Origin of the sequence: Paractinoplanes ovalisporus, from assembly GCF_016834655.1 — a bacterium.
GTDB classification, from domain to species: Bacteria; Actinomycetota; Actinomycetes; order Mycobacteriales; family Micromonosporaceae; genus Actinoplanes; species Actinoplanes ovalisporus.
In genome coordinates, this window is the sequence record NZ_JAENHP010000004.1 from 630,820 (window position 1) to 643,046 (window position 12,227).

11 protein-coding genes are annotated in these 12,227 nt (G+C 71.2%); 6 read left to right on the top strand and 5 right to left on the bottom strand.

Annotation, left to right across the window (positions count from 1 at the left end; translation table 11 throughout):
- Positions 1-119 precede the first annotated feature (119 nt).
- Positions 120-1,787: a fumarate hydratase gene (locus JIG36_RS17005; RefSeq protein ID WP_203377224.1), complete on the bottom strand. Its 1,668-nt coding sequence runs from the start codon at positions 1,785-1,787 to the stop codon at positions 120-122.
- Positions 1,788-1,857: 70 nt separating this feature from the next.
- Entirely contained in the window at positions 1,858-3,189 is a 1,332-nt protein-coding gene (locus JIG36_RS17010; RefSeq protein WP_307872759.1) for a PQQ-binding-like beta-propeller repeat protein, read from the bottom strand.
- A gap of 180 nt (positions 3,190-3,369) precedes the next feature.
- On the opposite strand from JIG36_RS17010, the gene hppD reads away from it, so the two are divergent.
- Genes hppD through hisC form a run of 4 tightly spaced genes read left to right on the top strand, consistent with a single transcriptional unit; the run spans position 3,370 to position 7,212 of the window.
- Complete coding sequence (hppD, locus tag JIG36_RS17015) at positions 3,370-4,524, top strand: 4-hydroxyphenylpyruvate dioxygenase (protein WP_203377225.1); 1,155 nt, start codon at positions 3,370-3,372, stop codon at positions 4,522-4,524.
- 10 nt (positions 4,525-4,534) lie between these two features.
- Positions 4,535-5,155: an RDD family protein gene (locus JIG36_RS17020; protein WP_307872760.1), complete on the top strand. Its 621-nt coding sequence runs from the start codon at positions 4,535-4,537 to the stop codon at positions 5,153-5,155.
- Positions 5,152-6,120, top strand: coding sequence for an RDD family protein (locus JIG36_RS17025; RefSeq protein WP_203377226.1), 969 nt, complete (start codon positions 5,152-5,154; stop codon positions 6,118-6,120). The genes JIG36_RS17020 and JIG36_RS17025 overlap by 4 nt, the downstream gene beginning before the upstream one ends.
- Positions 6,121-6,129: 9 nt before the next feature.
- Positions 6,130-7,212, top strand: a complete 1,083-nt coding sequence (gene hisC, locus JIG36_RS17030; protein ID WP_203377227.1) for a histidinol-phosphate transaminase — start codon at positions 6,130-6,132, stop codon at positions 7,210-7,212.
- Positions 7,213-7,245: 33 nt separating this feature from the next.
- Here hisC and JIG36_RS17035 read toward each other — a convergent pair whose 3' ends face one another.
- Entirely contained in the window at positions 7,246-8,457 is a 1,212-nt protein-coding gene (locus tag JIG36_RS17035) for an MFS transporter (protein ID WP_203377466.1), read from the bottom strand.
- A 52-nt stretch (positions 8,458-8,509) separates the two neighbouring features.
- Here JIG36_RS17035 and JIG36_RS17040 point away from each other — a divergent pair, with 52 nt between their 5' ends.
- A complete protein-coding gene (locus tag JIG36_RS17040) occupies positions 8,510-9,622 on the top strand; it encodes an ROK family protein (RefSeq protein ID WP_203377228.1) in 1,113 nt (370 codons plus the stop codon).
- A 29-nt stretch (positions 9,623-9,651) separates the two neighbouring features.
- Here the strand turns inward: JIG36_RS17040 and JIG36_RS17045 are convergent, their stop codons facing one another.
- A complete protein-coding gene (locus JIG36_RS17045) occupies positions 9,652-10,767 on the bottom strand; it encodes an FAD-dependent oxidoreductase (RefSeq protein ID WP_203377229.1) in 1,116 nt (371 codons plus the stop codon).
- Between the two features lie 96 nt (positions 10,768-10,863).
- Here JIG36_RS17045 and JIG36_RS17050 point away from each other — a divergent pair, with 96 nt between their 5' ends.
- Positions 10,864-11,610 carry a TetR/AcrR family transcriptional regulator gene (locus tag JIG36_RS17050; protein ID WP_203377230.1) on the top strand — a complete coding sequence of 249 codons (747 nt, stop codon included), beginning with the start codon at positions 10,864-10,866 and terminating at the stop codon, positions 11,608-11,610.
- Here the strand turns inward: JIG36_RS17050 and JIG36_RS17055 are convergent.
- The gene (locus tag JIG36_RS17055; protein ID WP_203377231.1) at positions 11,595-12,107 is read right to left on the bottom strand and encodes a hypothetical protein; all 513 of its coding nucleotides are present in this window, start codon (positions 12,105-12,107) and stop codon (positions 11,595-11,597) included. The two genes, JIG36_RS17050 and JIG36_RS17055, sit on opposite strands and share 16 nt — an antisense overlap.
- Positions 12,108-12,227 lie beyond the last annotated feature (120 nt).

A 12,227-nucleotide genomic window follows, 5' to 3' on the forward strand; every position in this document is an offset into this window, starting at 1 on the left:
ACGTCTCTCATCCGAGAACCAAAGGAGGGCGCTGAGTAGGGCTACGAGAATACCGACGGTTGCTCGTTCTCCCGCCCCGGAGGACTCATAGTGACGACAAGAGCCTGGCGTTGACTCAGCTAGGGGCGGGCGCCGATGCGCAGGAGCGGGTTGGGGCGGGTGACGTCGGCGAAGAAGTCGTTTCCCTTGTCGTCGACGACGATGAACGCGGGGAAGTCCTCGACCTCGATCTTCCAGACCGCTTCCATGCCCAGCTCAGGGTATTCGAGCACCTCGACATGGCGGATGCAGTCCTGCGCCAGGCGGGCGGCCGGGCCACCGATCGAACCCAGGTAGAAGCCGCCGTACGAGTTGCAGGCCTGGGTGACCTGGCCCGAGCGGTTGCCCTTGGCCAGCATGACCAGGGAGCCCCCGGCGGCCTGGAAGCGCTCGACGTAGGAGTCCATGCGGCCGGCCGTGGTCGGGCCGAACGAACCCGACGCGTAGCCCTCGGGGGTCTTGGCCGGGCCGGCGTAGTAGACCGCGTGGTCTTTCATGTACTGCGGCATCGGCTCGCCCGCGTCGAGGCGCTCGGCGATCTTGGCGTGGGCGATGTCGCGGGCCACGACCAGCGGGCCGGTCAGTGACAGGCGGGTCTTGACCGGGTATTTCGACAGCTCTTCCCGGATCTCGGACATCGGCCGGTTGAGGTCGACCTTCACCACCGGCTCGCCGCCGAGGTCGACCTCGGGCAGGAAGCGGGCCGGGTCGGTCTCGAGGCGTTCCAGCCAGACACCGGACGGCGTGATCTTGGCCAGGGCCTGGCGGTCGGCCGAGCACGAGACGGCGATCGCGACCGGGCAGGACGCGCCGTGGCGGGGCAGGCGGATCACCCGTACGTCATGGCAGAAGTAACGCCCGCCGAACTGGGCGCCGATGCCGAAGTCGCGGGTCAGCTCGAGCACCGCCGCCTCGAGCTCGACGTCGCGGAAGCCGTGCGCCGACATCGTGCCGTGGCGGGGCAGGTTGTCCAGGTATTTCGCGCTGGCCAGCTTGGCCGTCTTGAGCGCGTATTCCGCGCTGGTGCCGCCGATGACCACGGCCAGGTGGTAGGGCGGGCAGGCCGACGTGCCGATCAGCCGCAGCTTCTCGTCGAGGAACTCCATCATGCGCGCCGGATTCAGCAGCGCCTTGGTCTCCTGGTAGAGGTACGACTTGTTGGCCGAGCCGCCGCCCTTGGCCATGAACAGGAACTTGTAGGCGTCGGGCTGGCCGCCCGGGTCTTCGGCGTAGAGCTCGATCTGGGCCGGCAGGTTGGACCCGGTGTTGCGCTCGTCCCACATGGTCAGCGGGGCCAGCTGCGAATAGCGCAGGTTGAGCCGCGTGTAGGCCTGGTAGACGCCCTGGGCGATGGCCTCTTCGTCGGTGCCGTCGGTGAGCACGTGCCGCCCGCGCTTGCCCATCACGATCGCGGTGCCGGTGTCCTGGCACATCGGCAGCACGCCGCCGGCCGCGATGTTCGCGTTGCGCAGCAGGTCGAGCGCCACGAACCGGTCGTTGGGCGACGCCTTGGGGTCGTCGATGATGGCCCGCAGCTGGGACAGGTGGGCCGGGCGCAGGTAGTGCGCGATGTCGTGCATCGCCTCGGCCGTGAGCTGGGTCATCGCGGCCGGCTCGACGGTGAGGAACCGCCGCCCGCCCGGGCCGTGCACCACATCCACGCCCTCGTCCGTGACCAGTCGGTACTCGGTCAGGTCGTCGCCGATCGGCAACAGCGGCGAGTACGAGAATGCGGCGCCTCTGCTCATGAGCGGAAAGCCTAGGACAGCGGTCGGGGCTTCGGCGAACCGCTCCCACGTCGGGCACATACCATTTCGGTCAAGCAAACGGCAGATAGGCCATATCGCGTCCGGAAACGGCGATCAGTCCGCCCGGTCCGGCGGCGAAGATCTCGGCGTCCGTACGCACGTCGGCCAGCACCCGGCCGGTGCTGGGCGCGACGGCGACGACCCGGTCCGGTCTGCGGCTGGTGATGATGGCCGCGTACGGCGTCAGGGCCGCCCCGACCCCCTCGCCGACCGACCGTGACCAGGCGTTCCGGCTCCGGCTGAAGCTGAAGCCGCGCAGTGTCCGCGAGTCGGCGCTGCGGATCACCGCGAAGCTGTCGTTGACGCTGAGCACGGTCTCGCCCTTCGCGCCGTGCCACAACACCCGCCCGTCGTGCCCGGCCAGCAACTCCTCGCGGCCGGTCGGGTCGACGCCGAGGATCACGTCCTCACCACCGGCCGGGTCGTGTTCCTGCTTGCATCCCGAGCCGTTGTCGGCCGTACGCAGGTTGAGCCCGTCCCGCTGCCAGACCGGCGCCGACGAGGGCGGGTCGGTCGCGACCACGCCGTAGTAGCAGGTGCCGTCCTTGGCGATGCCGGTGACCGTGAGGACCCGGCCGCCCGCGATCGCGATCCGCTGCTCGGCCGTGGGCTCCGCGGTCTGCACGACCCGGCCGGTGGCGGTGTCGACCACGCGCACCTTGCCGTCGTCGGGCAGCCCGATCAGGCTCGGCATCAGCCGGGGGCGGGCCACGTCGTCGTCGACCCGGTCGGCGGTGAGCTGGCGGGTGTCCGGCAGGTCGGGGTTGGCCGCGTTGAGCACGAACCCGATCCCGCCCGTGTCGACGCTCCAGAGCGGTTTGGTGCCGCGCGGCGCCCACGCCGTCAGCTGGCAGTCGCCGCCCTTGGCGCAGCGCAGGTCGAGCAGCCCGTTGCGGTAGGTCCAGACCGCGGTGGCCTCGGTGTCGGCGCGCAGCTGGGCGCCGCTGCGCGGGTCGAGCACCTGGTAACCCTTGGTGAGCAGCCGCCCGGTGGCGACCACCGCGTCGCCGCCCTCACCCGAGATCGCGGCCCAGTCGGCGTCGTTGTCCCAGAGCTTGATCCCGGCGGTCAGCCCGTACGCCTCGATGGACGTGCGGTATTCGACGACCACCGCGTCACCGACGATCGCGACGCTCTGCGGGCTGCCACCGATGCGGGCCTGCCACCGGGCGGCGCCGCCGGCGATCGGCTCGCTCGTGTTGACCCAGCTCCACACCTGGGGCCACGGGTTCCACACGCCGGTGGTGGCCAGCACGATCACGATCACGATCGCGACCAGCGCGTACCCTTTCCAGGGGCTGCCACCCGACGCCATGCGCGACACGCTAACCAGGTCAATCACCCGGACGAAGGATCTTGATTCGCCCGTGTCGATAGCATTTGTACGATATTTCGGGCAGGGCGCCCGTGACATTGTGCAATTTGCACCGGCCGCGGCGGTTTCCCCGACGCCGGACGGTCAGCCTGCCCAGGCGCGCGAGCAACTGTTGAAACCGCCTGTGACCTGCGACAACCTCGGTCAATGACGCAGACGATGGAACACGGGACCCGCACCGACGACGTCTTTCCCGTCAAGGGCGTCGACCACTTGAAGTTCCTCGTGGGCAACGCGAAGCAGGCGGCCCACTACTACTCCACGGCCTTCGGCATGACCTGTGTCGCCTATCGCGGCCCCGAGCAGGGCTACCGCGACCACGCCGAATACGTGCTGGTCAGCGGTGGCGCCCGGTTCGTGCTGGTGGGGGCGGTGCACGCCGGCGCGCCGGGCGCCGACCACGTGACGAAGCACGGCGACGGCATCCAGGACATCGCGATCGAGGTTCCCGACGTCGACAAGGCGTACGCGCACGCGGTGGCCGCCGGCGCCCGCAGCGTGAGCGAACCGCACGACCTCAAGGACGAGCACGGCACCGTCCGGGTCGCTTCCATCGCGACGTACGGGGAAACCGTGCACTCGCTCATCGACCGGTCGGGATACGACGGGCCGTTCCTGCCCGGGTTCGTCTCCCGCGCCCCGATCGTCGACCGGCAGCCCGCCATCGAGGCCGGGATCCAGCCCAAGCGCTTCTTCCAGGCCGTCGACCACGTGGTCGGCAACGTCGAGCTGGGCCGCATGGACGAGTGGGTGGAGTTCTACCGCCGGGTGATGGGCTTCACGAACATGGCCGAGTTCATCGGCGACGACATCGCCACCGACTACTCGGCGCTGATGTCCAAGGTCGTCGCCGACGGCACCCGCAAGGTCAAGTTCCCGCTCAACGAGCCCGCCGTCTCGCAGCGCAAGTCGCAGATCGACGAATACCTCGAGTTCTACGGCGGCCCGGGCGCCCAGCACGTCGCCGTGGCCACCAACGACATCCTGGCCAGCGTCGACGCCATGCGCGCGGCCGGCGTCCAGTTCCTCGACACGCCCGATTCCTACTACGAGGACCCGGAGCTGCGGGCCCGGATCGGCGAGGTGCGGGTGCCGATCGAGGAGCTGCAGAGCTGCAAGATCCTGGTCGACCGGGACGAGGACGGCTACCTGCTGCAGATCTTCACGTCGCCGGTGCAGGACCGCCCGACCGTCTTCTTCGAGCTGATCGAGCGGCACGGCTCGCTCGGATTCGGCAAGGGCAATTTCAAAGCGTTGTTCGAGGCCATCGAGCGGGAGCAGGAACTGCGCGGCAATCTGTGACACTGGTCGCGTGAACGAACCACCGGGATACGGGCCGCCGCCGGGCTATCCGGCGGGGCCCGGCCATCCGCCGCCGCCCTACCCGGGCTACGGCTATGCGTACGCGCCACCGCCGCTGCCCCTGAGCCCGGCCGGGGTGCCCCTCGCCGACTTCGCGCAGCGCCTGCTCGCATACATGATCGACATGGCGATCCTCACCGGGGTGAGCTTCGTGTTGGCCGTCCCGGCCTTCTTCGTCATCGTCTCCCGCATCGAATTCCCCGACCCGTACGGGCCCGAGCCCGACCCGGAGGCGGTGTTCGGCGGCTTGTTCCTGCCGTTCCTGCTGCTCGAACTGGGCTTCCTCGTGCTGATGATGCTGCTCTATTTCGTGTACGCGGTGGAATACATGCACCGCAGCGGCCAGACGTTCGGCAAGAAGGCCATGAAGATCCGGGTCGTGCCGCTCGACCCGGCGCAGCGCCTCACCCGGGGGATGGCGGCCAAGCGCTATCTCGTCGAATACATCGGCGGGATGTTCCTGCCGTTCTTCAGCTGGGTCGACGGACTGTGGCAACTCTGGGACAAGCCGTACCAGCAGACCCTGCACGACAAATTCGCCCGCACCGTGGTCGTTAAGGTTTCTCCATGAGCTCGCTGCCCGCCGGTTGGTACAAGGACCCGGCCGACCCCGACACTCAGCGTTACTGGGACGGTGACGGCTGGCTGGGGAAGGCCATCCCGGCCGGCGCGGTGCCGCCGGACGGCCCGCCGCCGGTCGAGGAGGAGCCGCCGGCGGAAGCCACCCCGCCCGTGTCGGCCCCGCCGACCCCGGTCACACCCGCGCCCCCGGTGCACCAGCAGCCTCAGCCGCCGCAGGCCCCGCCCGGGTGGGGCCCGCAGCCGCCGCCCCCGCCCGGCTGGCAGCCGCCGCCGGGATGGCAGCCCCCGCCCGGCTGGGAGCAGATGCCCCCGGGCGTGCGCGCCGGCATGTACCCGCCGATCCAGGCCCGCCCGCACGGCTACGCGCTGGCCGGTCTCGGGCCGCGTCTGGTCGCCCGCCTGGTCGACATCCTGGCCGTGCTGCTGCTCAACGTGGTGGTCAACGGCTACTTCTTCTACGAGTTCGCGCGCGAGTTCGTGCCGCTCTACCGGGCCAGCCTCGACGAGATGGCCAACGGCGGCAGCGCCTTCGACGTGCAGGGCTCGGGCCGCATGGACGGCCTGCTCTGGGCCATGCTGATCGTGGCCACGCTGCTCTGGCTGCTCTACGAGGCCCCGTCGATCGGCAGCACCGGCCAGACGCTGGGCAAACGCCTCATGCGGATCAAGGTCATGGCGGTCGAGAACACCGAGCCGCTGGGCTTCGGGCGGGCGTTCGGCCGCTGGGCCCGCCTCGGCCTGTGGACGCCGGCCTGGGGCTGCGCCGGCATCGGGTTCGTCCTGCAGCTGATCGACTGCATCTCGCCGGTCTTCGACCAGCAGCTGCGCCAGGCGTTCCACGACAAGACGGCCCGTACGGTCGTGGTCGCGCTCCCGCCGGACGACCGTCAGCCCGTCGACGCCACCACCGGCGGCGGCAGCAACGGCACCTCCTCTTCCTCCTCCTCCTCATAAAGGACCCCGATGACCCGCCTCACCCGTGCCGACCTCGACAACCTTCCCGCGTACGTGCCGGGTCGCAACCTGGCCGACCTGACCCGTGAGCTGGGCATCGCCGAGGCGATCAAGCTGGCCAGCAACGAGGTCCCGTACGGGCCGCTCCCCGGCGTGGCCGAGGCGGTGGCCGAGGCGATGCTCAGCTCGCACCGCTACCCCGACATGGGCTCGGTGGCTCTGCGCGACACCCTGGCCGCCAAGCTGGGCGTGAGCGCCGACCGCATCGTGACCGGCTGCGGCTCGGTGGCGCTGGCCGAGATCCTGGTCAAGGCGACCTGCCTGCCCGGTGACGAGATCGTCTACTCGTGGCGCTCGTTCGAGGCCTACCCGATCATCGCGGCCGGTGCGAGCGCGACCAGCGTGCGCGTGCCGAACACCGGCGAGCACGGCCACGACCTGCAGGCGATGGCCGACGCGATCACCGAGCGGACCCGGCTCGTGATCGTCTGCAACCCGAACAACCCGACCGGCACGAGCGTGCGCAAGGCGGAGCTCGACCGTTTCATCGCGGCCGTCCCCTCCGACGTGCTGATCGTGCTCGACGAGGCGTACCGGGAACTCGTGACCGACCCCGACGTGCCGGACGGGGTGGCGACCTACGGCGACCGGCCGAACGTCCTCGTGCTGCGCACCATGAGCAAGGCGTGGGGGCTGGCCGGTCTGCGGATGGGTTACCTGGTGGCGCAGCCCGAGGTGGCGACCGCGATCAGCAAGGTGGTCACGCCGTTCTCGACCAGCCTGGTCGCGCAGGCGGCGGCGATCGCGGCCCTGGGTCAGGAACCGGAGGTCCGCCGCCGCTGCGCGCTCGTGGTAGCCGAGCGCGACCGGGTCACCGAGGCCGTCCGCAAGCTCGGGGTCGACGTGCCGTCCAGCCAGGCCAACTTCGTCTGGCTCCCGCTGGGCGCCGGGGCGGTGCCGTTCGCCCAGGTCTGCGAATCGCGGGGGGTCATCGTGCGGCCGTTCGCGGGGGACGGCGTACGGGTGACCATCGGCACGCCGGAGGAGAACGACTCCTTCCTGGCCGCCGCCGAAGTGGCCCTCACCAACTAAGCCCTTCTTGTGGGCCGGCCCGCGAAACGGCGCCTAGCCGACGAGTTGCGCCTCGGCGCGGTGATGGTCTTCCTCGCTCAGCCGGGCGGGGAAGACCCGGCGCCCGGCGGTCCGCACGAGCACGACCGCGGTGACCGCCATCGCGGCCGTGACCAGCGGCAGCACGCCCAGGTGACCGGAACCCACCAGCCGCTCGCCGAGCAGCGCGCCGCCGCCGATCCCGATCTGGAACGCGACCACATAGAGCGCGGAGGCGGCGTCCCGGGCCCGCGGCGCGATCCGCAGCGGGGCCGCCGCCAGGATGACCGGGATGGCGGTGAAGGCGCCGCCCCACAGCAGCGTGACCAGCACGGTCGGCCACAGACCGAGCACCGGCGCGAGCAGCCCGGCCGAGACCGCCAGCACCGAGAGCAGGGCGACCAGCACGGTCCCCGGCCGCCGGTCGACGTGACGTCCGACGGCCCCGTTGGTGATCAGCCCGACGAAGCCGTAGCCGAGCAGCAGCACGCTCAGACCGGCCCCCTCCAGCCCGGCGTCGCGCCGCACCAGCGGGGCGATGTACGTGTACGCCGCGAAGTGGCCGATCACGAGCACCGCGGTGATCAGGCAGAGCAGCGCCACCTGCGGGTCCCGCACGATGGCGACCGCGGCCCGCAGCTGGACGGCCGGGCGGGTCGCCAGGTCGTGCGGCCGCGGCGGCAGCTTGGGCAGCACCCGCAGCAGCACGAGCACGCAGATCGCCCCGCCGATGGTGACCGCCCCGACTGCCGCCCGCCAGCCCAGCCACTGACCCAGCGCGGTGCCCAGCGGAACGCCCAGCACGATGGCGAGCGAGTTGCCCACGAAGACCAGCGCGGTCGCCTTGCCGGCCTGCCCCGGAGGTGCCAGCCGGGCGGTGACCGGCCCGATCACCGACCAGAACACGCCGTGGGCCAGCGCGCAGATCAGCCGGGCGCCGGCCAGGATCTCGAACGTCGGCGCGAACGTGGCCGCGGCCTGCGACACCACGAAGATCGCCATGGTGATCGCGATCAGTTTGTGCCGGGCCACCCGCATGGTGAGCGCGGTCAGCGGGATCGTGCTCACCCCGGCCACCACGGCATAGCTGGTCAGCAGCAGGCCGACGTCGGACTCGGCCACGTCGAGCCCGCGGGCGATCTCGGGCAGCAGGCCCACCGGAAGCGTCTCCGCGGTCACGTAGAAGAACGCGGAGGCGCCCAGGGCGGCCAGGGCCGGGCGGTTCATGGTCACTGTCGCAGAATAAGCTCTTGATCAGAGCAAAAGAAGGGAGTCGGTTGTGACGACGCGCTCAACCGAGCTGCTCCGGGTGGCGCACACGCGCCCCGGCGTCACCCGGGCCGCCGCCGCCCGCCTGCTCGGCGTCGGCACCGGAGCGGCCACCGAACTGGTGGCCCGCCTCTCCCAGGCCGCCCTGCTGTCCGAGGCGCCGGCCGCCCCCAGCGGCGCCCGCGGCCGCCCGACGACGGTGCTGATGCCGCACCCCGAAGGTCCCCTGGTGCTGGCGGCCGAGATCACCCACGAGGCCTGGCGGATCGACGTGGTCGAGCTGGGCGGACATCCCCTCGCCTCGCTGGCGGCACCCCACGCGGGCGCGACGTGGCCCGAGCTCACGGCGGCGGTCACGGCTGCGGTCGGCAAGTTCTTCCGTACGTACGGGATCCGGTTGCGCGCCATGGGCATCTCGGTCCCCGGCACCGTCTCGCCCTCGTTGCGTCTCGACGCCAGCAACCTGGGCTGGCACGACGTCGACCTGACCGAACTGTGGCCCGGCGCGCCCCTGTTCGTGGCCGGCAACGACGCCAGCCTGGCCGCCGCCGCCGAATCGGCCCGCGGCGCCGCGACGGACGCCTCGGTCGCCCTGCACGTGCGCATCGAGGGCGGCCTGGGCGGCGCCGTCGTCGACCGGAGTCACCTGCTGGTCGGCGCCACTGGGGCCAGCGGCGAGTTCGGCCACATGCCGTTCGGCGACCCCGCGGTCCTCTGCCCGTGCGGCGCGCGCGGCTGCTGGGGAACGGCGGTCGACGGCACGGCCCTGGCCCGTTTCCTCGGCCAGCCGCCGCCGCGCGACCCGGTCACGTACGCCCGCCGCGTCATCGCCTCCGACGGCCCCGACGAGCGCGCCGCCGTCGGGGTGATCGCCGCCGCCCTCGGCCGCGGCCTGGCGGGCCTGGTCAACGGCCTGGACGCCGACCTGGTGACGCTGGGCAGCATCGCCGCCGACCTGCTGGCGGCGGCCCCGGCCGAACTGCACGCGTCGTACCGAGCGGGCCTGATGGCGATCCGCCGCGAGACACCGCCCCCGCTGGTCGCGGCCGCGCTGGGCCCCGACGGCCCGATCGCCGGCGCCGCCGAGAACGCCTGGTCGTCCCTGTTGCCCCAGCTCAGCTGACCGCCCGTCCCCGCTCCGCCCGTCCGTCCTCAGCTCCTCGGCTTGAAGAGGTCGACGAGCCCGTGCGGGGCGTTGGCGCCGAAGATGAGCTCGACCGTCCGGTGCGCGGCGATCGCGGCCGCTTCGCTGCGCGGGAACATGACATCCTCGTACGCCGCAAGCGCCGTTTCGGGGTCGCCGGGATGCGCGGCGATCGCCTGTCCGAGCTCGGCCCCGTCCAGCATCGCGAGGTTCGCGCCGTCGCCGCCGGGCAGGCTCACGTGCGCCGCGTCGCCGAGCAACGTCACGCCCGGCACCCGCTCCCAGCGATGACGGTTCGGAAGCTCGTAGATGCTGCGGAGCACCGGCGCGGTGTCGCCCTCGGCGATCAGCGAGACCAGCTCGGGCGCCCACCCGTCGAACTCGGCGGCGATCCGGCTCTTCGCGGCACCCGGGTCGGCGAAGTCGACCTCGGCGAACCACTCGACCGGCCGGAGGAAGACCACGTACGTGTGGATGACGTCCCCCGCTTCCCGGTGCGCGAGGAAGCCCCGTCCCGGGACCAGAGCTTTCATGGCGCCGCTCCCGACCGCCTTGGCCGCCGCCGGATGACGCTCGTCCACGTCGTGCAGGTAGAGGTCGATGTAGCTCATGCCCGCGTACACCGGTTTCTCGTCCGAGACCAGCGGCCGGACCTTGGACCACGCCCCGTCGGCGCCGACCAGCAGCTCGGAGACGGCCGTCGACCCGTCCGCGAACGCGAGCTCGTGACGCCCCGCCCCGAGCGGTGTCGCCGACCGCAGCTTGCGGCCCCACTGCACGGTCCCGGCCGGCAGTGATTCCAGAAGGATCCGCCGGATGTCCCCGCGCAGCGCCTCCGGCCGCGCCATCGACCCGTTGTCGGGCAGGTCGACGAGCACCCCGCCCTGCGGGTCGAGGATCCGCTGCGCGCCGCCACCCCAGTGGATGATCCGGCGATACTCGTCCGTGAGCCGGGCGATGCCCAGCGCGCGCTGACCGTCGTTCTCGTGGAGGTCGAGCTGCCCGCCCTGGCTGCGGGCGCCGGCCGAGTCGTCCGCGTCATAGACGGTGACGGGAATGCCGTTCAGGTGCAGGACGCGTGCCAGGGTGAGGCCGCCGAGGCCGGCGCCGACGATCGTGACCATCGCTGTTCCTTCCGTCGCGCTCAACGAACTAAGTTCGTCTTAACGAACTAAGTTCTAGCCAACGAGCTAAGTTCGTGTCAACGTATAGTGACGAGCATGTCGGTCGACCCCTCACAGCGCCGCGCCGCCCGGCACGCCCAGCCCGGAGCCACCGAGCCGGTGACGCGCCGGGTGCCCATCACCGTCGAACGGATCACCGAGGCCGCCCTCCAGGTGATCTCCGCCGACGGGTACGACGCGCTGACCATCCGCAGCGTCGCCAAGGTGCTCGGGACCGGCCCGTCCTCGCTCTACGCCCACATCGTCAACCGGGCCGACATCGACGACCTGCTGATCGGCTGGCTGAGCGCCCGGATCGTGCTGCCCGAGCCCGACCCGGCCCGGTGGCGGGAACAGCTCAAGGACGTCTACGCCCAGCTGCGTGATCAATACCTGAGATACCCCGGCGTCTCCCGGGCCGCGCTCGCCGTCGTCCCCACCAATCTGGAGACTCTGCGGGTCGGCGAGGGCCTCTTCGCGATCGCCCTGGCCTCCGGCGCCGACCCCCGCACGGCGGCCTGGGCGGTCGACGCCCTCTCGCTCTACGTCGTCGGCTATGCGCTGGAGACCTCACTGGTCCAGCAGCGTCAGAAGGACCCCGAGGCAGCGTGGATCCTCAGTCGCGACGACCTCGTCCGCCGCCTCGAAGCGCTGCCGGCCGACAGGTTCCCCCAGACCAGGCGCTACGCGGCCGAACGCACCTCCGGCGACGGGCACGAGCGCTTCGACTTCACCCTCGACCTGTTCCTCGACAACCTGTACCGGCGAAGCCCGGTTGACGGCCGGGGTCAGGCGGCGCAGTAGCCGGCGACCGGGCTCAGCCACTCCTTGAACTGGTTCTCGATCGTGCTGTTGAGCTTGGTCATGGTGGTCACCGTCTTGACGTAGCCCTTGTTGGCCGCGCTCGCGTCGACCTTGGCCGCCGACGTCATGCCGGCCGCCTTGAACTCGGGGTTCTGGGCGGCCGCGGTGTCGTTGCGGATCTTCGCTGCGACCTGCTTGAGCTCGGTCGTGGCGGCGGCCTCGGCCTTGGTGATCTCGGCGGTCTGCTTGGCCTCGCGGTAGGTGATCAGCTTGCCCATGGCGGAGCCGAAGTCGCGCAGCTCGACCGTGTAGAGCGTCTGGAGCTTGGTGCACACCTGCTTGGTGTTCGCCGTGTAGTCGGGCGCGGCGCTGCTCGGCGCCGTGCTCGGGGCGGTGGTGGCCGGGGCGGCGGCCTCGTTGCTGTCCGCGTCGCTGTCGCAGGCGGCGCCGGTCAGCAGGAGGCTGCCGGCGATCACGGCCAGGAGGGCGCGTCGCATGAAGGGTTCCTTCGGTCGGGGACGAGGGGGCACGCCCGCACGACGGTACGTTCCGGTCGCCGGATCGTCCAACCGACAGTGATCAGCGAAATACCTACAGCCCGTCCGCGTCCAGCCGGA